At 63.7% G+C, this 22,428-nt stretch carries 19 protein-coding genes; 14 read left to right on the top strand and 5 right to left on the bottom strand.

Going from position 1 to position 22,428, the window contains the following annotated elements; all coding sequences use genetic code 11:
• Position 1: 1 nt before the first annotated feature.
• The 10 genes from mraY (at position 2) to GTP41_RS15190 (ending at position 11,329) form a co-directional block, all read left to right on the top strand.
• Positions 2–1,171: a phospho-N-acetylmuramoyl-pentapeptide-transferase gene (gene mraY / locus GTP41_RS15235; protein WP_161026430.1), complete on the top strand. Its 1,170-nt coding sequence runs from the start codon at positions 2–4 to the stop codon at positions 1,169–1,171.
• Positions 1,171–2,676: a UDP-N-acetylmuramoyl-L-alanine--D-glutamate ligase gene (gene murD, locus GTP41_RS15230; protein WP_161026429.1), complete on the top strand. Its 1,506-nt coding sequence runs from the start codon at positions 1,171–1,173 to the stop codon at positions 2,674–2,676. The genes mraY and murD overlap by 1 nt, the downstream gene beginning before the upstream one ends.
• The gene (gene ftsW / locus GTP41_RS15225; protein WP_161026428.1) at positions 2,676–3,887 is read left to right on the top strand and encodes a putative lipid II flippase FtsW; all 1,212 of its coding nucleotides are present in this window, start codon (positions 2,676–2,678) and stop codon (positions 3,885–3,887) included. The genes murD and ftsW overlap by 1 nt, the downstream gene beginning before the upstream one ends.
• An 11-nt stretch (positions 3,888–3,898) precedes the next feature.
• Positions 3,899–4,954: an undecaprenyldiphospho-muramoylpentapeptide beta-N-acetylglucosaminyltransferase gene (gene murG / locus GTP41_RS15220; protein ID WP_161026610.1), complete on the top strand. Its 1,056-nt coding sequence runs from the start codon at positions 3,899–3,901 to the stop codon at positions 4,952–4,954.
• A complete protein-coding gene (murC, locus tag GTP41_RS15215; protein WP_161026427.1) occupies positions 4,951–6,339 on the top strand; it encodes a UDP-N-acetylmuramate--L-alanine ligase in 1,389 nt (462 codons plus the stop codon). Before murG ends, murC begins: the two co-directional genes overlap by 4 nt.
• Before the next feature lie 4 nt (positions 6,340–6,343).
• Complete coding sequence (locus tag GTP41_RS15210; protein ID WP_161026426.1) at positions 6,344–7,303, top strand: D-alanine--D-alanine ligase; 960 nt, start codon at positions 6,344–6,346, stop codon at positions 7,301–7,303.
• A gap of 15 nt (positions 7,304–7,318) precedes the next feature.
• Complete coding sequence (locus GTP41_RS15205; RefSeq protein ID WP_161026425.1) at positions 7,319–8,083, top strand: cell division protein FtsQ/DivIB; 765 nt, start codon at positions 7,319–7,321, stop codon at positions 8,081–8,083.
• Between the two features lie 15 nt (positions 8,084–8,098).
• Entirely contained in the window at positions 8,099–9,331 is a 1,233-nt protein-coding gene (gene ftsA / locus GTP41_RS15200) for a cell division protein FtsA (protein ID WP_161026424.1), read from the top strand.
• Positions 9,332–9,427: 96 nt separating this feature from the next.
• Complete coding sequence (gene ftsZ, locus GTP41_RS15195; protein WP_161026423.1) at positions 9,428–10,651, top strand: cell division protein FtsZ; 1,224 nt, start codon at positions 9,428–9,430, stop codon at positions 10,649–10,651.
• A 174-nt stretch (positions 10,652–10,825) separates the two neighbouring features.
• Positions 10,826–11,329 carry a peroxiredoxin gene (locus GTP41_RS15190; protein WP_161026422.1) on the top strand — a complete coding sequence of 168 codons (504 nt, stop codon included), beginning with the start codon at positions 10,826–10,828 and terminating at the stop codon, positions 11,327–11,329.
• Between the two features lie 2 nt (positions 11,330–11,331).
• Here the strand turns inward: GTP41_RS15190 and GTP41_RS15185 are convergent, their stop codons facing one another.
• A complete protein-coding gene (locus GTP41_RS15185; protein WP_161026421.1) occupies positions 11,332–11,895 on the bottom strand; it encodes an SET domain-containing protein in 564 nt (187 codons plus the stop codon).
• Positions 11,896–12,066: 171 nt separating this feature from the next.
• Here GTP41_RS15185 and GTP41_RS15180 point away from each other — a divergent pair, with 171 nt between their 5' ends.
• Positions 12,067–12,909 carry a DMT family transporter gene (locus GTP41_RS15180; RefSeq protein WP_161026609.1) on the top strand — a complete coding sequence of 281 codons (843 nt, stop codon included), beginning with the start codon at positions 12,067–12,069 and terminating at the stop codon, positions 12,907–12,909.
• A 65-nt stretch (positions 12,910–12,974) separates the two neighbouring features.
• Positions 12,975–13,910 (top strand): UDP-3-O-acyl-N-acetylglucosamine deacetylase, encoded by a 936-nt coding sequence (lpxC, locus tag GTP41_RS15175; protein WP_161026420.1) that lies wholly within the window; start codon positions 12,975–12,977, stop codon positions 13,908–13,910.
• A gap of 31 nt (positions 13,911–13,941) precedes the next feature.
• Here lpxC and GTP41_RS15170 read toward each other — a convergent pair whose 3' ends face one another.
• Positions 13,942–14,412: a DciA family protein gene (locus tag GTP41_RS15170; RefSeq protein ID WP_161026419.1), complete on the bottom strand. Its 471-nt coding sequence runs from the start codon at positions 14,410–14,412 to the stop codon at positions 13,942–13,944.
• Positions 14,413–14,559: 147 nt separating this feature from the next.
• Between GTP41_RS15170 and secA the strand changes: the two genes are divergently transcribed.
• Both secA and GTP41_RS15160 read left to right on the top strand, forming a co-directional pair.
• A complete protein-coding gene (secA, locus tag GTP41_RS15165; RefSeq protein WP_161026418.1) occupies positions 14,560–17,322 on the top strand; it encodes a preprotein translocase subunit SecA in 2,763 nt (920 codons plus the stop codon).
• A gap of 248 nt (positions 17,323–17,570) precedes the next feature.
• A complete protein-coding gene (locus tag GTP41_RS15160; protein WP_161026417.1) occupies positions 17,571–18,449 on the top strand; it encodes a class I SAM-dependent methyltransferase in 879 nt (292 codons plus the stop codon).
• Between the two features lie 46 nt (positions 18,450–18,495).
• Here the strand turns inward: GTP41_RS15160 and GTP41_RS15155 are convergent, their stop codons facing one another.
• The 3 genes from GTP41_RS15155 to GTP41_RS15145 form a co-directional block, all read right to left on the bottom strand.
• Complete coding sequence (locus GTP41_RS15155) at positions 18,496–20,469, bottom strand: ATP-binding protein (RefSeq protein WP_161026416.1); 1,974 nt, start codon at positions 20,467–20,469, stop codon at positions 18,496–18,498.
• A 215-nt stretch (positions 20,470–20,684) separates the two neighbouring features.
• Entirely contained in the window at positions 20,685–21,092 is a 408-nt protein-coding gene (locus GTP41_RS15150; protein ID WP_161026415.1) for a type 2 periplasmic-binding domain-containing protein, read from the bottom strand.
• 10 nt (positions 21,093–21,102) lie between these two features.
• A complete protein-coding gene (locus GTP41_RS15145) occupies positions 21,103–22,335 on the bottom strand; it encodes a porin (protein ID WP_161026414.1) in 1,233 nt (410 codons plus the stop codon).
• Positions 22,336–22,428 lie beyond the last annotated feature (93 nt).

Genomic DNA, 22,428 nt, shown 5'->3' with positions numbered 1-22,428 from the left:
CATGCTGCTCTGGCTTGCACAAATCCTGCAGGACGACATTGGGGCTTTCCGCCTCTTTAACTACATCACCTTCCGCGCCGTGATGGCCACCATCACGGCCCTGCTGATCGGCCTGATCGCCGGTCCCGCCGTGATCCGCAAACTGACCGTCATGAAGTACGGCCAGGCGGTGCGCACCGACGGCCCGCAGACCCACCTGAAAAAGCACGGCACCCCGACCATGGGCGGCGTGCTGCTGCTGATCGCCGTCGGCATCGCCACCATCCTCTGGTGCGACTGGTCGAACCGCCTGATCTGGCCGGTCATCGTGGTGACCATGGGCTTCGGCGCCGTGGGCTGGGTGGACGACTACCGCAAGGTGGTGCGCCAGGACCCGGAGGGCATGCGCTCGGCCGAGAAATATTTCTGGCAGTCGCTGGTCGGCATCGCCGCCGCGCTCTACCTGGCGTTCTCGGTGTCGGCCCCGACCCCGGCCCAGGTGTTCGAACTGTTCTTCCAGTGGGTGCAATCGGGCTTCTCGATGGACCTGCCGCCGAAGGCCGACCTGATCGTACCGTTCTTCAAGACCATCAGCTACCCGCTGGGCGTGTGGGGCTTCATCGCGCTGACCTACTGCGTGATCGTCGGCACCTCGAACGCGGTGAACTTCACCGACGGCCTGGACGGCCTGGCCATCATGCCGACCGTGATGGTCGGTTCCGCGCTCGGCCTGTTCGCCTACCTGACCGGTTCCGCGACCTATTCGAAATACCTGTTCATCCCGCACATCCCGGGCGCCGGTGAGCTGATCATCTTCTGCGGTGCGATGGCGGGCGCCGGCCTGGCTTTCCTGTGGTACAACGCGCATCCGGCGCAAGTGTTCATGGGTGACGTCGGCGCACTGGCGCTGGGCGGCGCGCTCGGCACCATCGCCGTGATCGTGCGCCAGGAAATCGTCCTCTTCATCATGGGCGGCATCTTCGTGGCGGAGACGCTGTCGGTGATCATCCAGGTGGGTTGGTTCAAGTTCACCAAGAAGCGCTACGGCGTTGGCCGCCGCGTGTTCCTGATGGCGCCTTTGCACCACCACTTTGAACAGAAGGGTTGGAAAGAAACCCAGGTTGTCGTGCGCTTCTGGATTATCACGATGATGCTGGTCCTGGTCGGCCTCTCCACTTTGAAACTGCGCTGATGATCTACAACGGCAAAATTGCACTGGTACTGGGGCTCGGCGAGTCGGGCCTGGCGATGGCGCACTGGCTGGCGCGCTGCGGCGCGCTGCTGCGCGTGGCCGACACGCGCCCGGTGCCGGAGCGCCTGCCGCTGCTGCGCGAGCAGCTGCCCGGCACCCAGTTCATCGCCGGTCCGTTCAACGCAGCCCTGCTGGACGGGGTGGACTTCGTCTGCGCCAGCCCGGGCCTGGCGCCGAACCGCGAGCTGGCCGAGATCATCCCGGCCGCCGCCGCCAAAGGCATCCCGGTCTGGGGCGAGATCGAAATCTTCGCCCAGGCGCTGAAGTGGCTGAAGGACGAGCGTGCCTACGCGCCGAAAGTCATCGCCATTACCGGCACCAACGGCAAGACCACCGTTACCAGCCTGACCGGCCAGCTGTGCGAACGCGCCGGCCTGTCGGTGCGCGTGGCCGGCAATATCAGCCCGGCCGCGCTGGACGTGCTGCGCGAAGTGATGGACAACGATGAATTGCCGCAAGCGTGGGTACTCGAGCTGTCCAGCTTCCAGCTGCACACCACCTACAGCCTGCAGGCCGACGCCGCCACGGTGCTGAACCTGACCCAGGACCACCTGGACTGGCATGGCAGCATGCAAGCCTACGCCGACGACAAGCAGCGCATCTTCGGCGAAAACACCGTGCGTGTGCTGAACCGCGACGACAAGTGGACCATGGCCATGGCCAATCCAATCGGCGAGAACGTGACCTTTGGCACCGACGCGCCGGAACTGGCGCATAGCTTCGGCCTGGTGAGCGAGCGCGGCGTGTACTGGCTGGCCACCGCCGAACCGACCGACGACGCCGAAGCGCCCAAGCGCCGCAAGAAAAACGATCCGCCGCCACCGCCGGTGGAGTGCTATACCAAGAAGCTGATGCCGTCCGACGCGCTGCAGATCCGCGGTACCCACAACGCCTCCAACGCGCTGGCCGCGTTGGCCCTGTGCCGCGCCATCGGCCTGCCGTTCGCGCCGCTGCTGCACGGCCTGCGCGACTACAAAGGCCAGCCGCACCGGGTGGAGCTGGTGGCCTCGATCAACGGCGTGGACTACTACGACGACTCGAAAGGCACCAACGTCGGCGCCACGGTCGCCGCCCTGGTCGGCCTGGGCCAGGCCTTCGGCGGCAGCGAGCAAAAGCTGGTGGTGATCGCCGGCGGCGACGGCAAGGGCCAGGAGTTCGACCCGCTGGCCGACCCGGTGCGCCGCTTCGTGCGCGCCGTGGTGCTGATCGGGCGCGACGCGCCGGCCATCCGCAGCGCGCTGGAAGCGACCGGCGTCAAGCTGGAAGACTGCGCCACGCTGGAGGAGGCCACCAAGCGCGCGTCCGCCATCGCCCACGCCGGCGACGCGGTGCTGCTGTCGCCCGCCTGCGCCAGCCTGGACATGTTCAAGAACTACGCGCACCGCGCGCAGGTGTTCATCGACACCGTGCGCGAGATCGCGCTTGATGCGGGGCAGGAGATCTGATGGCGATCCAGCTTCCATTCCGCTTCGGCGGCGCCGAGTCCCCAGCACCGCTGGATGGACGCGCGCGCCATTCGAAGATGATGGACTACGACCAGCCCCTGGTCTGGAGCGTGCTGCTGCTCATGCTGTTCGGCATGGTGATGGTGTATTCGGCGTCGATCGCGCTGCCGGATTCGCCCAAATTCGCCAATTACAAGAATCACTTCTTCGTGCAGCGCCAGGCGGTCTTCATCGGCATCGCCATGGTGGCGGCCGCCGTTGCCTTCCGCGTGCGGGTGCAGGACTGGCAGCGCGCCGCGCCCTACCTGTTCATCGCCACCCTGGTGGCGCTGGTGCTGGTGCTGATCCCGGGCCTGGGCGTGAACGTAAACGGCGGCCGCCGCTGGCTGTCGCTCAAGGTATTCCAGTTCCAGCCGTCCGAGCTGATGAAGCTCTTTATCGTGCTGTACGCCGCCGACTACACAGTGCGCAAGCAGGAATACATGCACCGCCTGTCGAAAGGCTTCCTGCCGATGGCGCTGGCGGTGGCTTTCGTCGGCCTGTTGCTGCTGCTGGAACCCGACCTGGGCGCCTTCGGCGTGATCGTCTGCATCGCCATGGGCATCCTGTTCCTGGGCGGCGTGAACGCAGTCTGGTTCGGCGGTATCGCCGGCATGCTGGTGACGATCTTCGTGGCGATCATCATGCTGTCGCCGTTCCGCCGCGCGCGCCTGTTCGCCTACCTCAATCCTTGGGAAGAGGAGAACGCGCTGAACAAGTCCTACCAGCTGACCCACTCGCTGATCGCCTTCGGGCGCGGCGAGCTGACCGGCGTCGGCCTGGGCGCCAGCGTGGAAAAGCTGCACTACCTGCCGGAAGCGCACACCGACTTCCTGCTGGCGGTGATCGGCGAAGAGCTGGGCATGATCGGTGTCCTGATCACCATCGGCATGTTCTACTGGATCGTCAAACGCGCTTTCGACATCGGCCGCCAGGCCATTGCCATCGACCAGACCTTTGCCGGCCTGGCGGCGAAAGGCATCGGCATCTGGATCGGCATTCAGACCTTTATCAATATGGGCGTGAACCTGGGGCTGCTGCCGACCAAGGGCCTGACCCTGCCGCTGATGAGCTATGGCGGCACCGGCATCATCATCAACTGCGTCGGCCTGGCCATTCTGCTGCGTATCGACTACGAAAACCGCCAGTTGATGCGTGGAGGCCGCGTATGAGCAAGCGCCTGATGATCATGGCAGCTGGCACCGGCGGCCACATCTTCCCCGGCCTGGCGATCGCGCAGGTGATGCGCGCGCGCGGCTGGGAAGTGAGCTGGCTGGGCACTTCGCACGGCATGGAAACCGACCTGGTGCCGAAGCACGGCGTGCAGATGGACCAGATCCACTTCAGCGGCATGCGCGGCAAGGGCCTGGCGCATACGGTAAGCGGCGCGTTCAAGATGATCGGCGCTTTCGCGGCCTGCTTCGGCTTTATCGGCAAGCGCAAGCCGGATGTGGTGCTGGGCATGGGCGGCTATGTCTGCGTGCCGGGCGGCCTGATGGCCAAGCTGCGCGGCGTGCCGCTGGTGCTGGTGAACGCCGACGCGGCCCTGCTGCTGTCGAACAAGACCCTGGCGCCGCTGGCCAAGCGCGTGTGCTTCGGCTTCCCGGCCGATTTCGGCGCGGCAGCGGGCAAGGCGGTCGTGACGGGCAACCCGGTGCGCAAGGAAATCCTGGCGCTGCCGGCGCCGGCACAGCGCTTTGAAGGCCGCGAAGGCGCGCTGCGCATCCTAGTGGTGGGCGGCAGCCTGGGCGCCAAGGCGCTCAACGACGCACTGCCGGCCGCGCTGGCAATGCTCGCGCCGGAGCAGCGTCCGCTGGTGACCCACCAGTCGGGCAAAAAGAATATCGAAGCCCTGCGCGCGGCTTACGCGCAGGCGCATGTGGAAGCGAACGTGGTCGATTTCATCGACGACATGGCGGGCGCCTACGCGCAGGCGGATGTCGTGATCTGCCGCGCCGGCGCCATTACCGTGTCGGAACTGACGGCAGCCGGCGTGGCCAGCGTGCTGGTTCCCCTGGTGGCTTCGACCACCAGCCACCAGCGCGACAACGCGCAGTGGATGGCGAAGCAGGGCGCCTCGATCCACATGCCGCAGACGGAACTGAATCCGGAAAGCCTGGCAGCGCTGTTGCAGACGCTGAACCGCAACACCTGCCAAAAGATGGCGGCCGCCGCGCATGCAGTGGGCAAGCGCGACGCGAACGACGCCATCGCACAAGAATTGGAAGCACTCGCATGAAACATAAAGTAAAGAATATTCACTTCGTCGGCATCGGCGGCAGCGGCATGAGCGGCATCGCCGAAGTGCTGGTCACGCTGGGCTATACCGTGACCGGCTCGGACCTCGGTTCGAACGCCGTGACCCAGCGCCTGGTCGACATGGGCGCCACCGTGCACCAGGGCCACGACGCGGCCTTCATCGGCAATGCCGACGCAGTGGTGACCTCCACCGCCGTCAAGAACGACAACCCGGAAGTGGTCGCCGCGCGCGCCCGCAAGATCCCGATCGTGCCGCGCGCCGTGATGCTGGGTGAATTGATGCGCCTGAAGCGCGGCATCGCCATCGCCGGCACCCACGGCAAGACCACCACCACCAGCCTGGTGGCGTCCGTGCTGGCCGAAGGCGGCCTGGACCCGACCTTCGTCATCGGCGGCCGCCTGACCGCCGCCGGCGCCAACGCCAAACTGGGTTCGGGCGAATACCTGGTGGCGGAAGCCGACGAGTCGGATGCGTCCTTCCTGAACCTGACCCCAATGATCGAAGTCATCACCAACATCGATGCCGATCATATGGAGACCTACGAGCACGATTTCGAAAAGCTGAAGCAGGCCTTCGTGCACTTCACGCACCGCCTGCCGTTCTACGGCCGCGCCATGCTGTGCATCGACGACCCGCACGTGCGCGCCATCATCCCGCAGGTGACCAAGCCGGTCACCACCTACGGTTTCGCGGAAGACGCGGAAGTGCGCGCCGTGAACGCGCGCGCCGTCGGCACCCAGATGCACTTCACCGTGCTGCAGGAAGGCTACCCGGACCTGGACATCGTGTTGAACCAGCCCGGCATGCACAACGTGCAGAACGCCTGCTCCGCCGTCGCGATTGCGCGTGAAATCGGCGTGGAAGACACGGCAACCCAAGCCGGCCTGGCGGGTTTCGCCGGCGTCGGCCGCCGCTTTACCAAATACGGCGAAGTCGCCATCCCGTCCGGCGGCAGCTTCACCCTGGTGGACGATTTCGGCCATCACCCGCTGGAAATGGAAGTGACCACCGCCGCCGCGCGTGCCGCCTATCCGGGCCGCCGCCTGCTGCTGGCCTTCCAGCCGCACCGCTACAGCCGCACGCGCGACCTGTTCGAAGATTTCGCGAAAGTCCTGAGCACGGTCGACGTACTGGTGCTGTCGGACGTTTATGCAGCAGGGGAGCAGCCGATCGTGGCTGCCGACGGCCGCGCCCTGGCGCACGCGATCCGTGCGCGCGGCAAGGCGGAACCGGTGTTCGTCGAGAACATCGCCGACATGCCGGAAACGATTATGAACGTGGTGCGCGACGGCGACGTTGTGCTGACCATGGGCGCAGGCTCGATCAGCGGCGTCCCGGCAAAACTGACGAATTGGAAGGCGTAAGGCAATGACCAAACTGACTGCACAAGAAGCGCAAGCATTCGGCAAGGTGGGCGTGCTGATGGGCGGCTTGTCCGCCGAGCGCGATGTATCGCTCATGTCCGGCAGCGGCGTGCTGGCGGCGCTGCAAGCGCAAGGCGTGGACGCCCACGCCTTCGACCCGGGCCAACGTTCGCTGGCTGACCTGGCGGCGGAAAAATTCGACCGCGTCTTCATCGCGCTGCACGGCCGCTACGGCGAAGACGGCAGCCTGCAGGGCGCGCTGGAACTGCTGGGCATCCCCTACACCGGCTCGGGCGTGATGGCCAGCTCGGTGGGCATGGACAAGATCACCACCAAGATCCTGTGGCTGCGCGAAAACCTGCCGACCCCGGAGTACGCGGTGCTGGGCGCCGATTCCGACCTGGACGCGGAAGCCGCGCGCCTGGGCCTGCCCCTGATCATGAAGCCGCCGCATGAAGGCTCGACCATCGGCATCACCAAGGTGACCGACACGGCCGGCCTGAAAGCGGCCTACGACGCCGCCGCCGCGCTGGACGACTGCGTGCTGGCCGAGGAATTCGTGCAAGGCCGCGAGTTCACCGTGGCCGTGCTGGGCACCGGCAAGGACGCGCGCGCGCTGCCGATCGTCGAGATCGTCGCCCCGCAGGGCAACTACGACTACCAGAACAAGTACTTCACCGACGACACCCAGTATTTCTGCCCGCCGCAGCTGGACCAGGCCTTGCAGGATGAGATGCAGCGTATCGCCGTGGCGGCCTACCGCGCCGTCGGCTGCGAGGGCTGGGGCCGGGTCGACGTGCTGCTGCGCGAGAAGGACCAGAAACCGTTCCTGCTGGAGGTGAACACCTCGCCCGGCATGACCAGCCATTCGCTGGTGCCGATGGCGGCGCGCGCCACCGGCGTGAGCTACGAAGAACTGTGCGTGGAAATCCTGCGTACCGCGCGCTTGAAGCTGAAGAAGTAAAGGGAACCGGGACTTATGTGGCACGACGTCAAAGCCTTGAATGCAACCGCCAGCGGCATGGTCGCGCTGTCGGTGCTGGCTTGCGCCGTCGCCGGCGTGTGGTGGCTGGCGAATCGCCCTGTATTCGATTTGCGCTCGATCCGCGTTGAGACCATGGACAAGTCGGAGTTCAAGCACGTGAACCACCTGACGCTGCGCAACGGCACCCAGGGCCGCATCGTCGGCAACTTCTTCACCGCCAACCTGGAGCAGGTGCGCCAGGTGTTTGAAGCGGTGCCATGGGTGCGCCGCGCCAGCGTGCGCCGCGAGTGGCCCGACCAGTTGATCGTCTCGCTGGAAGAGCACGAGGCGCTCGGCACCTGGGGCGAAGACGGGCGCCTGCTGTCGGTGAAGGGCGACGTTTTCACCGCCAACCTGGCGGAGGCGGAAGAGGATCACGAGCTGCCGGAGTTCTCCGGTCCGGATGGCAGCGAGAAGGAAGTACTGGCACGCTACGGCGAATTGAAGCAGTGGTTCGCGCCGGCCAGCCTGGAGCCGAAGGCCCTGGCGCTGTCGAGCCGCTACGCGTGGACGGTAAAGCTGGACAACGGCGCCAGCGTGGCGCTGGGCCGCGAGGCGACCCACGACACGCTGCGCCAGCGGGTTGACCGCCTGGTGCGGATCTGGCCGCAGATCGCGGCCCGCGTGCCGAATATTGAAACGATTGACATGCGCTACCAGAACGGTCTGGCCTTGAGCGCAGCGGGGCTGAAGATTCCCGCGGATACGAAGAAACATTGATAAGCAGGCAGAGAGATGACTAAAGACGCTAAGAACCTGATCGTCGGCCTCGACATCGGCACCTCCAAGGTGGTGGCCGTGGTGGCCGAGGTGATGGCAGATGGACGCCACGAAGTGATTGGCCTGGGCCAGCACGAGTCCAACGGCCTGAAAAAAGGCGTGGTGGTGAACATCGAGGCGACCGTCGAATCGATCCAGCGCGCGCTGGAAGAGGCGGAGCTGATGGCCGACTGCAAGATCCGCAATGTGTACGCGGGCATCGCGGGCAGCCATATCCGCAGCTTCAACTCCAGCGGCATGGTGGCGATCAAGGACAAGGAAGTCACCGCCACCGACGTGGCGCGCGTGATCGAAACGGCCAAGGCAGTCAACATCCCGACCGACCAGCAGCTGCTGCACACCGTGCCGCAGGAATTCATCGTCGACTCGCAGGACGACGTGCGCGAGCCGATCGGCATGAGCGGCATCCGCCTGGAAGTGAAGGTGCACATCGTGACCGGCGCGGTGAGCGCGGTGCAGAACATCGTCAAATGCGTGCGCCGCTGCGGCCTGGAAGTGTCGGACCTGATCCTGCAGCCGATGGCATCGGCCGACGCGGTGCTGACCACCGATGAAAAGGAGCTGGGCGTGGTGCTGATCGACATCGGCGGCGGCACCACTGACGTGGCGGTCTTCAGCGACGGCGCGATCCGCCACACGGCCGTGATCCCGATCGCCGGCGACCAGATCACCAACGACATCGCCATGGCGCTGCGCACGCCGACCGGCGAGGCCGAAGAAATCAAGATCCGCTACGGCGTGGCCAAGCAAGTGCTGGCCGATCCGGGCGAGCACCTGGAAGTGCCGGGCCTGGGCGACCGCGGCCCGCGCAACCTGTCGCGCCAGGCGCTGGCGGCCGTGATCGAGCCGCGCGTGGAAGAACTGTTTGCGATGGTGCACCAGGTGGTGCGCGAGTCCGGCTACGAGGGCGTGCTCTCGTCGGGCATCGTGCTGACCGGCGGCACCGCGATCATGCCGGGCATGGTGGAGATGGCGGAAGACATCTTCCTGAAACCGGCGCGCCTGGGCACCCCGGACTATCGCGGCCAACTGGCCGACGTGGTCCGCAGCCCGCGCTACGCAACCGTGTTAGGCCTGTTATTGGAAGCAAAGAAGCAGTATCTGCGCGGCCACATCGTGACCCGCCAGGATGGTTCGGTAAAGGCAGTTTGGCAGCGCATGAAGGAATGGTTCCTGGGTAATTTTTAAACGTATTTTCGATAATAAACGCAGTTTTCAATCTCCAGTTCTCCTAACGATATGAGGCCTGGCGCTTGAAAACCGCATTCTAGATAGGAGTACATCATGGAGTTTGATATGGTTGATAACGCAACACTGGGAACGGTCATCAAGGTCGTCGGCGTGGGCGGTGCAGGCGGCAACGCCGTGCAGCACATGATCAACAAGGGCATGAGCGGCGTGGAATTCATCGCCGCCAATACCGACGCGCAGGCGCTGGCGACGTCCAAGGCCAACAACATCATCCAGATCGGCGAGACCGGCCTGGGCGCCGGCATGAAGCCGGACGTGGGCCGCGCACTGGCCGAAGAATCCCGCAGCCGCATTGAAGATGCGCTGCGCGGCGCGCACATGGTGTTCATCGCTGCCGGCATGGGCGGCGGCACCGGTACCGGCGCGGCGCCGATCGTGGCGGAAATCGCCAAGCAGCAGGGCGCGCTGACCGTGGCCGTGGTGTCCAAGCCGTTCTCGCACGAAGGCCAGAAGTGCCTGGATATCGCGGAAGAGGGCCTGGAGCAGCTGTCCGCCAACGTCGACTCGCTGATCGTGATCTGCAACGAGAAGCTGGAAGAGATCTACGAAGACGAATCGCTGATCGAATGGCTGCAACACGCCGACGACGTGCTGAACAACGCCGTGGCCGGTATCGCCGAGATCATCAACGTGCCGGGCCACATCAACGTCGACTTCAACGACGTGAAGACCATCATGGGCGAGCAGGGCAAGGCGATGATGGGCACCGCCACCGCGTCCGGCGTGGACCGCGCCCGCGTGGCCGCCGAGCAGGCCGTGGCATCGCCGCTGCTGGACGGCGTCGACCTGTCCGGCGCGCGCGGCGTGCTGGTGAACGTGACCGCATCGCGCGGCCTGAAAGGTAAGGAGATCAAGGAAGTCATGGCCGCCGTGCGCGCCTTCGCCGCACCGGATGCGTCGATCGCACAAGGCATCGCCTACGACGACGCGATGGGCGACGCGATCCGCGTGACCGTGGTGGCGACCGGCCTGGGCAAAGCCAAGAAGCACGTGCAACTGGTACCGCAGCAAATGCTGCGCACCGGCACCCACGGCGGCAGCGGCCTGAACGTGAATGCCGGCCTGGGCGGCGGCGCGGTCACCAGCGCAGTGGGCGGCTTCGGTTCCGCCGGCTTCGGCGCAGGCGTGTCTGCCGACGTGCAGAAGCAGCCAGCCGTGTGGCGCCGCGAATCGGCCACCGAGCAGGTGAACGCACTGGCCAAGTCCGGCATGGAAACCTACGACATTCCAGCCTTCCTGCGCAAGCAGGCTGACTAAATACCGTCAGCCACGCCGCCGGACAACGCGTCCGGCGGCGTGGAGTTATACTAAGAATTCAGGGCTACCCGCGCACTGCGCGGTTTTTTTATTTTCAGAACCGGGAAGCCGAAAAATGGGGTACGTCCCCATTTTTCGGCTTCCCGGTTCTACAGAACAACAGGAGAAAAACGAATGACCATCAAAATCGGCGACAAACTGCCAGAAGGCCAGCTGTCCGAATTCATCGAGACCGAAACCGAAGGCTGCTCCCTCGGCCCGAACACTTTCAACGTGCAAGACCTGGTCAAAGGCAAAAAGATCGCCATCTTCGGCCTGCCAGGCGCCTACACCCCGACCTGCTCGGCCCAGCACGTGCCAGGCTACGTCCAGCACGCGGCCGACCTGAAAGCCAAGGGCGTCGATGAAATCTGGTGCATCTCCGTGAACGACGCCTTCGTCATGGGCGCCTGGGGCCGCGACCAGAAAGCCACCGGCACCGTGCGTATGATGGCCGACGGCAACGCCGCCTACTCCAAGGCCCTGGGCCTGGACGCCGACTTCTCCAAGTACGGCATGGGCACCCGCTCCCAGCGCTACTCGATGCTGGTGGAAGACGGCGTGGTCAAGCAGCTGAACGTCGAACAGGGCGGCAAGTTCGAAGTGTCGAACGCCGAGACCATGCTGGGCCAGCTGTAATCCTAGGCTTGCTCCGCTAAAGACGGCGCTTCGGCGCCGTTTTGCGTTTCCGCACCCGACTCTGCGCCGGGCTTGGCACGCGATTTGCGCTTCTTGGGCGCCAGCATGACGCCGCTGCACGACGGCGCGCCGCAATAGCAGGCGAACTGCTTCTTCACCTTGGCCGTGTGGCGCGCCTCATAGATCAGGCCGTAGTTGTAATTGAGTTCCTCGCCGGCCTCGATATCGCGCAGCGAGCAGATGAAGACGCGGCTGTCGTCATCCTCCTCCGCCTCGCAGTTCGGCTCGCAGGAATGGTTGATGTAGCGCGCTTCGTTGCCGCCTGCGCCGCCATCGATCAGCATGCCGTTGTTCAGGCTGAAGAAGAAGGTGTGGCCGATCGGTCCGCCTTTCGCGTCGGTGCGGCGGCAGCACTCCTCCCAGTCCACGATTTCGCCCGTGTATTCGATGATGCGGGTGCCGGCCGGAATCGTGCGCGCAGCGAACACCCCGCGCCCATGCACCGGCGATTCATGCACCACATAGAGCGGCTGCGCCGCTTCGACTTGTAAAGCGTGTGTATTCATTCCGCCATCATAACTCGCCGCGTAAATCTCGGATGCGTGTGATGTAGCGCATGCAAATTCAGCACCCTCAGCAATAAATCATTTCTTTCAGTACAATGGACGACCCGGTAAAGTATTTGGGCCTCCATCGTGACTCCACAACAAAAAGAAAACCTGCAAGCCATTTACGCTATGGTGGCCGCCGTCGCCATGTTCTCCCTCATGGACGCCTCCATGAAAGTGCTGGCCGAACGCTACCCGGCGGTGCAGGTCACGGCGCTGCGCTGCATGCTCTCCATGCCCCTGGTATGCGCCTATATGGCCTACCGCGGCAAATTCACCGGCATCCTCAAGGTCCGCTGGCCGCTGCACATCCTGCGCGGCGCGGTCGGCATCGCCATGCTCTCGCTGTTTGCCTACGCATTGAAAACGCTGCCGCTGGCCGATACCTACGCCATCTTCTTCATCGCCCCCGCACTGGTGACCGTGCTGGCAGTGTTCGTGCTGAAGGAAAAGGTCAGCCTGGGCCAGTGGGTCGCCATCTTCGTCGGCCTGGGCGGCGTGCTGGTGGTGCTGCGCCCGGACGGCACCAGCTTTGTTTCGCTGGCCGGCCTGGCCGTGCTGGGTTCGGCCGTCTGCTACGGCATCTCCGCCATCGCCGGCCGCGTGCTGGCCAAGACCGACGCGCCCGAGCACGTCATGTTCTGGGTGCTGACCCTGATGGGCGTGGGCGTCGCGCCGCTGGCCATCCCGGCCTGGGTGTCGATCGACTGGGCGCTGTGGCCGGCCATGGCGGCGCTGGCCGTGACCGGCTTCTTCGGCCAACTGGCGCTGACGCGCGCCTTCAGCATGGGCAAAGCCTCCATCGTGGCCCCGTTCGAATACACCGCGCTGGCCTGGGGCGTGGGCATCGACTGGCTGCTGTGGCAGACCCTGCCGGACCGCTTCACCTTGCTCGGCGCCGCCATCATCATCGCCTCCGGCATCTACCTGGTGCGGCGCGAGACCGAGCATTTGGAAGCAGAGCATCCCTGACAATATTGCCCCGTTCGCCCCGGCGGCCGCGAACGTTCGTTCGGGAAAGCTACTATAATCGTGGCATGCTGAAACAACGAACCATCAAAGAAGTGGTCCGCACCACCGGTGTGGGCCTGCACTCCGGCACCAAGGTCGAGCTGACCCTGCGCCCGGCCGAACCGGACACCGGCATCGTATTCCGCCGCGTCGACCTGAGCCCGCAAGTGGTGTTCCCGACCCGCGCCGACATCGTTGGCGACACGCGCATGGCCACCGTGCTGATGAAGGATGGCGGCCGCGTTTCCACGGTCGAGCACCTGATGTCGGCCTGCGCCGGCCTCGGCATCGACAACCTGTATGTCGACGTGACGGCCGAAGAAATCCCGATCATGGATGGTTCCGCCTCCTCCTTCGTCTACCTGCTGCAGCAGGGCGGGGTACAGGAGCAGGAAGCGGCGAAAAAATTCATCAAGGTGAAAAAGCCGATCGAAATCCGTGAAGGCAAGGGCGCGCAGGAAAAGTGGGCGCGCCTGGTGCCGCACGACGGTTTCAAGCTCGACTTCTTCATTGAATTCAACCACCCGGCGGTGGATGGCACGGCGCAGCGCGCCACGGTGGATTTCGGCGACGTGTCGTATATCCAGGCGATTGCCCGCGCCCGTACCTTCGGCTTCATGCAGGACGTGGAGATGCTGCGCGGCATCGGCCTGGCCCGCGGCGGCTCGCTGGAGAATGCCATCGTGATGGACGAATACCGCATCCTGAACCAGGACGGCCTGCGCTACGACGACGAATTCGTGCGCCACAAGATCCTCGACGCGATTGGCGACCTGTACATGGTCGGCCACCCCATCATCGCCAGCTACGAAGCGCACAAGTCCGGCCACGCCCTGAACAACCAGCTGCTGCGCGCCATGCTGGCCGACCCCGACAGCTACGAGCTGGTCACCTACGACTCGCTCGACACCGCCCCCCCATCCTACGCCCGCCAAATGGCCCGCGAGTGGGCCTACCTGTAAGCGGATAAAAAATGGGGTACGTCCCTATTTTTTATCCGCGGCGGCGGGCGACCAGGCGCTGCATGGCGGCGATCAGGGGCTCGTTGGCGGGGGTGGCTTCCAGTTTCTTGCTCATCTCGTCGAAGGAGTCGACGGCGGCTTCCGATAGCTTCAATCCTTCGCCGCTCGGGCCGACGTGGGCGATGCCCTTCGGCATCTGCACGCGGAAGCGGATGTTGTTAATTTGCCACCCTTTGCCATTCAAGGTCAGCAACAGCGCCGGCACTTGCTGCTTGAGCTTGGCTGCCAGGGCAGTGTTCGGCACGGCCAAGGTCAGTTCGCTGCCGTCAAAGGCAAAAATTTCACAGGTTTTGAAGGCGGCAGGCAGTACTTCGTGGCAATCACGTTGTAAATTTGCCATGCGCTGCACGGCCGGCAACAAACGGGCCAGCGTGGCGTTGCCTTGCAGGAAATTCGTGGCTTCCTGAGGGGCGTAACGGCGGTTGGTGAACGAGAAACGCATGGCGCCATTTTACCTTGGCAGCCTCAGCCGGTGAATTTTTCAGGGTTGGCCTATTGTTATAGTGGCCTTCACCCCCAACGTTGCCCGGAACGCATGATAAAATCACGCACTTTTGCCATTGGCGGACCCGAAGGAAGAATTTAAGAAATGTCCTTACTGACCCAGATTTTCGGCAGCCGCAACCAGCGTCTGCTCAAGCAATACCAAAAAACGGTCAAGGCGATCAACGCCCTGGAACCGGAGTTCGAAAAGCTGTCGGATGCCGAGCTGCAAGCGAAAACGCCTGCCCTCAAGGAACGCGTTGCCAATGGCGAAACGCTGGACGACCTGTTGCCGGAGGCGTTTGCCGTCTGCCGCGAAGCGTCCAAGCGCGTCTTCAAGATGCGCCACTTCGACGTGCAGCTGGTGGGCGGCATGGTGTTGCATTACGGCAAGATTGCTGAAATGGGCACCGGCGAGGGCAAGACCCTGACCGCGACCCTGCCGGCCTACCTGAATGCGCTGTCCGGCAAGGGCGTGCACATCGTGACCGTCAATGATTACCTGGCGCAGCGCGATGCCGAGACCATGGGCAAGCTGTACCGCTGGCTGGGCCTGTCCTGCGGCGTCAACCTGTCGCAGATGCCGCACGCCGACAAGCAAGCCGCCTACGCGTCCGACATCACCTACGGCACCAATAACGAATTCGGTTTCGACTACCTGCGCGACAATATGGTGTTCGAAGCCGGCGACCGCGTGCAGCGCGCCCTGAATTTCGGCATCGTCGACGAAGTGGACTCGATCCTGATCGATGAAGCGCGCACCCCGCTGATTATTTCCGGCCAGGCCGAGAACCACACCGACCTGTACCACAAGATGAACTTGCTGCCGCCGCAGCTGACCCAGCAGGTCGGCGAGGAAACGCCGGACGGCAAGGGCAAAGTGGAAGTGCCGGGCGACTACACCAAGGACGAGAAATCGCACCAGGTGCTGCTGACCGAAGCCGGCCACGAGAAGGCCGAGGCGATCCTGACCAAGATGGGTCTGCTGCCGGAAGGCGCGTCCCTGTACGACTCCGCCAACATCACCCTGGTGCACCACCTGTACGCCGCCCTGCGCGCGCACGCCCTGTACTTCAAAGACCAGCACTACGTGGTGCAGAACAATGAAGTGGTGATCGTCGACGAATTCACCGGCCGCCTGATGACCGGCCGCCGCTGGTCCGACGGCCTGCACCAGGCAGTGGAAGCCAAGGAAGGCGTCAAGATTCAGAACGAGAACCAGACCCTGGCCTCGATCACCTTCCAGAACTACTTCCGCATGTACGGCAAGCTGGCCGGCATGACCGGTACCGCCGACACCGAAGCTTACGAATTCCAGGAAATCTACGGCCTGGAAACCGTAGTGATCCCACCCAACCGTCCATCGGCGCGTAAAGACCGCCAGGACCAGGTGTACAAATCCAACGCCGAAAAGTACAACGCGATGATGCTCGACATCCGCGAGTGCTACGAGCGCGGCCAGCCAGTGCTGGTGGGTACCACCTCGATTGAAAACTCCGAGCTGCTGTCCGGCATCCTGGACAAAGCCGGCCTGCCGCACAACGTGCTGAACGCGAAGCAGCACGCGCGCGAAGCGGAAATCATCGCCCAGGCGGGTTCGCCGAAAGCGATCACCATCGCCACCAATATGGCCGGCCGTGGTACCGACATCGTGTTGGGTGGTAACGTTGAAAAGCAAATCCAGTTCATCGAAGCCAATCCTGACCTGAGCGACGCCGACAAGGCGGCCCAGGCGCAGTCCCTGCGCGACGGCTGGCAAGCGCTGCACAACCAGGTGGTGGCGGCCGGCGGCCTGCACATCGTCGGTACCGAGCGCCATGAATCCCGCCGCGTCGACAACCAGCTGCGCGGCCGTTCCGGCCGCCAGGGCGACCCGGGCTCTTCGCGCTTCTACCTGTCGCTGGACGACCCGCTCCTGCGCATCTTCGCCGGCGACCGCGTGCGCGCGATCATGGACCGCCTGAAGATGCCGGAAGGCGAACCGATCGAAGCGGGCATCGTGTCCCGTTCCATCGAATCCGCCCAGCGCAAGGTCGAAGCGCGCAACTTCGACATCCGTAAGCAACTGCTGGAGTACGACGACGTCGCCAACGACCAGCGTAAGGTGATCTACTCGCAGCGTAACGAGCTGCTGGAAGCCACCGATATTTCGGAAACCATCCAGAGCCTGCGCCAAGGCGTGTTCACCGACCTGGTGCGCCAGTACGTACCGGCGGAATCGGTGGAAGAGCAGTGGGACGTCCCTGCGCTGCAGAAGGCCCTGGCCAGCGAGTGGCAGATCGACCTGCCGCTGGTGGAAATGCTGGAGAAGGAAAGCCAGATCAGCGATGAGGATATCGTCGAGCGCGTGGTGGCGGCCGCCGATGCCGTGTACCAGGCCAAGGTCGATATCGTCTCCAAGGAAGCCTTCGGCGGCTTCGAGCGCAACGTCATGCTGCAGTCGGTGGACACCCACTGGCGCGAGCACCTGGCAGCGCTGGACCACCTGCGCCAGGGTATCCACCTGCGCGGTTACGCACAGAAGAATCCTAAGCAGGAGTACAAGCGCGAAGCGTTCGAGCTGTTCGGCACCATGCTGGACATGATCAAGAACGACGTGATCCGCATGATCATGATGGTGCGCATCCAGTCGCGTGAAGAGGTCGAGGCGGCGGAAGCGGCCATGAACCAGACCCACCTGGAAAACGTGCACTACCAGCACGCCGACTTCAACCCGAACGCCGCGCCGGAAGAGTTGCTGGCGCCAACCGCCATGCCGGCGGGCGAACTGGAAGAGGCCCTGAGCCAGGGCTTCAAGGTCGGCCGCAACGATCCATGCCCATGCGGCAGCGGCAAGAAGTTCAAGGCTTGCCATGGCAAGCTGGCGTAAGCCTTAAACGCCCCCATCTAAAATGGCCCGGCCGCGCAAGCGCCCGGGCCGTTTTCATTGGGCGCCCATGGCGTCAAATGATCGACCTCAACGATGCCTGGTCAAATATACCTACGATGGGTTGCTTGACATATTCGGCGCGCACACCGCGATGCAAACGCTTATCTCTTCCGTAATTGGCGGAAAAGCGGCATGATAGCAAGACGGCAGGCATATTATTTATGCAACAATTTGACGATGGAGTTTGCATGACTGAAAAGAGACTGGAAGTCACCGTTTTGGAGGCACTGAACCATTTGATCAGCAATCACCCGCAGCTCCTGGCGCCCATGTACGAAATCGTGCATGACCGGCTCGGACTGCCGAAGAACGAACTGCCTTATGTGTTGGGGCATAACCGCATCCCCCTCATCGACATCCACCAGTTCGACTATGATCGCCAACTTGGCGTCGAAATGGACATTCGTACCAAGTACAACTACGACGGCATCCTGGCGCGCATCTACGCCGAGAACAAAGGCTGCCTGGTGCACAAATGGCACCAATACATTCCGCTTTATGACCGCTACTTTGGCCCATACCGCGGCAAGAAGATCCGCTTCCTGGAGATAGGCGTCAGCAAAGGCGGCAGCCTGCAAATGTGGCGCAAATACTTCGGCGACGAAGCGATTATCTATGGCATCGATCTCGACCCCGAATGCGCGAAGTTAGATGGCCAAGCGGGCCAAGTGCGCATAGGTTCGCAGACCGACCTACAGTTCCTGGCGTCCGTGGTGGACGAGATGGGGGGCGTCGACATCGTGCTGGATGACGGCAGCCACCATATGGACCACATCCCCGTCACGCTGAAAGCCCTTTTCCCGAAAGTCAGCGAGGGAGGGCTGTACCTGATCGAAGATTTGCATACGGCTTACTGGGAATCCTTCGGGGGCAGCTACCGCTCGCCAACCAACTTCTTCAGCACCGTCATACAGGATTTGATCGACGACATGCACCACTGGTACCACAAGGATGGTCAGAAGCGGCCGGAAGTCAGCAATTTCTGCCCAGGCGTGCATATCCATGATTCCCTCGTGGTGCTGGAGAAGCAGCGTGTGCTACGGCCTTCGCGTTCAATGATTGCCTAACAACGGCTGGCGGGCCTGGCGCTGTCGGACCCAGGTGCCCTGGCACTCACTCGCGTTGCGGCGAAGTGGTAGGAACCACCATGCGCACCGTGGTGCCGGCACCTAGCGTGGAATCGATGACGATGCGCCCGCCCATCACGCCGGTGACGATGTTGTAGACGATATTCATGCCCAGCCCCGTGCCGCCATTACCCATCTTGGTGGTGAAGAAGGGGTCGAAGATGCGGCGTTTGACTTCGTCCGACATGCCGACGCCGTCGTCGCGGAACACGATCTCCAGTTGCTGGCCCGGCAGGGCGCGCGCGGACAGCCATAGCTTGCCGCAATTGCGGCCCTCAAAGGCATGCAGCAGGGCGTTGTTGATCAGGTTGTTGAACACCTGGTAAAGGCTGCCTGGGTAGGAGTCCAGCTCCAGTTCGGCCGGCACCTCGACTTGCATTTGAATGGCGCTGCGGCGCAGGCGCGGCGTGTAGGTGGCGGTGGTGTCGAGCGCCACCGACTGCAGGCGGAAGTGGCGGCGCTGGTCATTGGTCTGGTCCACCGCGATTTGCTTGAAGGAGGCGATCAGGTCGGCCGCTTTCTGCAGCGAATTGGAAATCAGCCCGCACGCCATCTGCACTTCATCCAAATGGTGGTTCAGGGTGGAGCGGCGGATGCTGCCGTCGGCCACGGTTTGCTGGAACTCTTCCACCCGGTCGGTCAGCGCGGTGGAGGCCAGCAGGGAATTGCCGATCGGCGTGTTGAGTTCATGCGCGATGCCGGCCACCAGTGAGCCGAGCGAGGCCATCTTCTCGGAAGCGATCAGGTCGTGCTGGGTGCGCTGCAGCGTCTCCAGCGCGCTCGACAGGTCGCGGTTGGCCTGCTCCAGCGCCGCCGAACGTTCCCGCACCCGCGTCTCCAGCGCATCGTTCAATTCGCGCAATTCGCGCTTGGCATCCATTTCCTGGGTCAGGTCAAGGATGGCCCAGATGATGGCGCGCCGCCCGTCCAGCATCAAAGAGGAGGACCAGATCGCTACCTGGCCCGGGCGTTGGCCCGGTAGCATGACGTGGGCCAGCTCGCCCTGCACCACGCCATGCTTGGCGAAGACATCCCACACGCGCTGGCGCTCGCCCGGGTCGGCCCAGAACTGCACGGTGTCCGAGCGCTTGCCGATCAGCTCGTGCAGCGGCGTGCCGAAGGTGCGCACCACGGCCTGGTTGGCGCCGATGATATGGCCTTCCTGGTCGGACACGGTGAGCGGCAAGGGCGTCATGTCGAACAGGGTGCGGAAGCGTTCCTCCGACTCGCGCAGGCGGCGCTGCGATTGCTCCAGTTGGGCGATGCGTTCGCGCAGGGCGGCGCTCATCAGGTTGAGCGAATGGGTCACCACTTCCAGCTCGTCGCCGCCGCCCTCGGGCAGTTCGCTGAACTGGCCCTCGGCCAGCTTTTCCGAATGGCGCGCCAGTGCGCCCAGGCGCTGGCCGACGCCGCGCGTCAGCAGGAAGAACAGCAAGAGGGCCAAGGCGAAGCCGAGCACGGCGATCAGGCCGCCCTGGCTCAGCACATCATCGCGCGCCGCCACCAGGTCGCTGGTGGAGAGGCCGAAGTGCAGGGTGCCGACCTGGTTATCCTTCAGCAGCAGCGGCGCCTGGGCGTGCAACAGGTTGCCATCGACGGCGGTGCGCACCCCGCCCAGCTGGGCTTGGCGCAGCGATTCCGGCATGAAGTCGGGCCGTTCGCCCGCTTCCAGGATGGTTTCGCCGGAGGCATCCAGGATCACGATATAGCGCAGGAAGCTATCGCGCGGGTCGGACAGCATTTCCGACCAATAGGTGCGCAGCTCAGGCAGACGGCCGCTGCTGGCGTAGGGTGTCAGGGTCAGGTTCAGGTTGACGGCATACTCATGCGCCACGCGGTCGCCATTGCGGCTGACGGCATTGGTCATCAGGCGCAGGCTATTCCCGATCAACAAGGCCACCACCACCGCCTGCACAAAGGCGCTCAGCAGCAGAAATTTCGCGCGCAGCGACAACTTCAAAACGGACTCCAGGCTCAAATGTCCGTCCTGGGGTCAGGAAGAAAAGTGGACATTCCTCATGGAATGTCCACTTTTCTTCCTGCCCCCAGGACGGACATTTATTGTGTAAATATCACAGCATTGTATCCGTACAGTTGTGAAAGTTGCCGGTGTTTAAAACAAAACGCCGCCCGGCTGTTGCGGGGCGGCGTCGGAGGGAGTGCGGGGGACGGCGATTACGGCAGGGTCAGGATGACTTTGACGCTGTCGTCCACCGCCGATTTGTCGATGTAGCCGATGGCTTTCGGGTCGTCGGCGACGGCTTTTTTCACCTCGGCGTGCGACTTGAATTCCTTCGGCGGGGTGGCTTTGCCGGTGAACACCAGCTTGGACCAGATGGCTTTCACCTGGGCCGGGTCTTTGTCGGCCACTTTCTGGTAGAACTCGGCACGGATCTTGGAGCCTTCGGCCTGGTCCACCGGGGTGAACATGGCCGATTTGCCCAGGAAGAATTGCGAGGCTTGTTCCGAGAACATGCGCGAGGCTGGATTGTCCTTGTTGACGATCACCACGATTTCAGCCGAGGCCGGCACAGCAGCGGCTGCCAGCGCGGAAGCGAGGAGGGCGGTCAGGATGTTTTTCATGGCTACCTCCTTAGAACACGAAGTCGATGCCGGCGGCATAGACGTTGATGCTGCGGTTGTAGGTCGCTACGCCCGATGGCAGGATCAGGGAGCCGCCTTTGGCTTGTGGCTTAATGTGGTCGATCTGCACTTTCAGCGCCAGGTTCTTGGCGAAGTCCCAGCGCATGCCGATCAGGTCGGACTTTTGCTCAGGCGATGCCAGCAGGCCGCGCACGCCGGCCAGGGTTGGCGCCAGCGGGTGCGCCGCCGGTACGCTCGGCACGCTCACGGAGGTGCCGGCATCCTTGTAGAAGGCATGGGTGTAGTACGGCAGCACTTTGCCCAGGCGGTAGCCGAGCATCACGTAGCCGGAGTTGGTTTCCGGGATGTAGACCGGCTCGTGGGCGCGGCGCTGGGCGTATTCGGCCTGTACCACCACGTTCTTGTAGTCCATGGTGAAGCCGATTTCCGTGAAGCTCATGCGCTTGCCGCCCTTCAGGGTCAGGTCGTTGGCGAGCTGGATGGCGGCCGGTACGCCGGTCTTGTTCAGGCCGTCGGTCAGGGCGTTGATCGGTGCCAGGTTGTTGACTTCGATCTGGGCGCGGGCGTGCGCGACGCGGGCGGTGAATGGGCCGTATTCGGCGGTCACGGCGGCGCCGAACACTGGCGACTGGTGCTTGGCGACGGAGCCGCCGCCGGTCGGAATGTACAGCTTGCCGCGGCTGGTGCCGCCGAAGGCTTGCACGGTCACATTGGTGTCGCCGAAGGCGCGCTGCCAGTTGACGTCAGCACCATCCACGTTTTCGATCGGGGCCTGGCCGTACATTTCGATCGGCGGGCGCATCATGGTGTTGGCGTAGCCCACGTTCTGGTAGTCCGAAATCAGGAAGGCGGGCAGTACCACGCGGCCCAGGCGAATGCTGGTTTCGTCGTTCAGCTTGTACTTCAGGAAGCCCCAGGTCAGGTCGGTGGTGAACTGCGGGCTGGTGTTCTTGCGGGTCAGCACCTGCACCGTGGCCGACAGGCGGTCGCTGAAGGTGTAGGTGGCTTGCAGGCCCAGGTTGCTGTCCAGGCCGATGCGCGGCGAGTCGCCGGTGCCGGACGCCTGGTTGTAACGCGCGAACTTGGCGTCATCCGAGTCGGTTTGGGCGACGCCCAGCGTGCCGAAGCCGCTGATGCTCAGGTTGCCGTCCCCCAGGCTGGCGGCCTGGGCCATCATGCCGGTGGCAGCCAGCACGGCGGCGGCGAGAAGCTGTTTCTTCATGAAAGTGTTCCGATCAAGTGTTGTTATATTGTCGGTGCTTTGCACCAAAGTGTGCCGTATTGTAACAGCCGTTTCCTAAGATAAATCAAAACC

This window comes from Pseudoduganella guangdongensis (genome assembly GCF_009857475.1).
Classification (GTDB): domain Bacteria; phylum Pseudomonadota; class Gammaproteobacteria; order Burkholderiales; family Burkholderiaceae_D; genus Rugamonas; species Rugamonas guangdongensis.
This window is presented reverse-complemented; position numbering and strand designations above follow the sequence as displayed.

Coding starts and splice junctions, on each gene's coding strand:
- mraY (WP_161026430.1), top strand. CDS start 2: ATGCTGCTCTGGCTTGCACAAATCCTGCAGGACGACATTGGGGCTTTC.
- murD (WP_161026429.1), top strand. CDS start 1,171: ATGATCTACAACGGCAAAATTGCACTGGTACTGGGGCTCGGCGAGTCG.
- ftsW (WP_161026428.1), top strand. CDS start 2,676: ATGGCGATCCAGCTTCCATTCCGCTTCGGCGGCGCCGAGTCCCCAGCA.
- murG (WP_161026610.1), top strand. CDS start 3,899: ATGATCATGGCAGCTGGCACCGGCGGCCACATCTTCCCCGGCCTGGCG.
- murC (WP_161026427.1), top strand. CDS start 4,951: ATGAAACATAAAGTAAAGAATATTCACTTCGTCGGCATCGGCGGCAGC.
- GTP41_RS15210 (WP_161026426.1), top strand. CDS start 6,344: ATGACCAAACTGACTGCACAAGAAGCGCAAGCATTCGGCAAGGTGGGC.
- GTP41_RS15205 (WP_161026425.1), top strand. CDS start 7,319: ATGTGGCACGACGTCAAAGCCTTGAATGCAACCGCCAGCGGCATGGTC.
- ftsA (WP_161026424.1), top strand. CDS start 8,099: ATGACTAAAGACGCTAAGAACCTGATCGTCGGCCTCGACATCGGCACC.
- ftsZ (WP_161026423.1), top strand. CDS start 9,428: ATGGAGTTTGATATGGTTGATAACGCAACACTGGGAACGGTCATCAAG.
- GTP41_RS15190 (WP_161026422.1), top strand. CDS start 10,826: ATGACCATCAAAATCGGCGACAAACTGCCAGAAGGCCAGCTGTCCGAA.
- GTP41_RS15185 (WP_161026421.1), bottom strand. CDS start 11,895: ATGAATACACACGCTTTACAAGTCGAAGCGGCGCAGCCGCTCTATGTG.
- GTP41_RS15180 (WP_161026609.1), top strand. CDS start 12,067: ATGGTGGCCGCCGTCGCCATGTTCTCCCTCATGGACGCCTCCATGAAA.
- lpxC (WP_161026420.1), top strand. CDS start 12,975: ATGCTGAAACAACGAACCATCAAAGAAGTGGTCCGCACCACCGGTGTG.
- GTP41_RS15170 (WP_161026419.1), bottom strand. CDS start 14,412: ATGCGTTTCTCGTTCACCAACCGCCGTTACGCCCCTCAGGAAGCCACG.
- secA (WP_161026418.1), top strand. CDS start 14,560: ATGTCCTTACTGACCCAGATTTTCGGCAGCCGCAACCAGCGTCTGCTC.
- GTP41_RS15160 (WP_161026417.1), top strand. CDS start 17,571: ATGACTGAAAAGAGACTGGAAGTCACCGTTTTGGAGGCACTGAACCAT.
- GTP41_RS15150 (WP_161026415.1), bottom strand. CDS start 21,092: ATGAAAAACATCCTGACCGCCCTCCTCGCTTCCGCGCTGGCAGCCGCT.
- GTP41_RS15145 (WP_161026414.1), bottom strand. CDS start 22,335: ATGAAGAAACAGCTTCTCGCCGCCGCCGTGCTGGCTGCCACCGGCATG.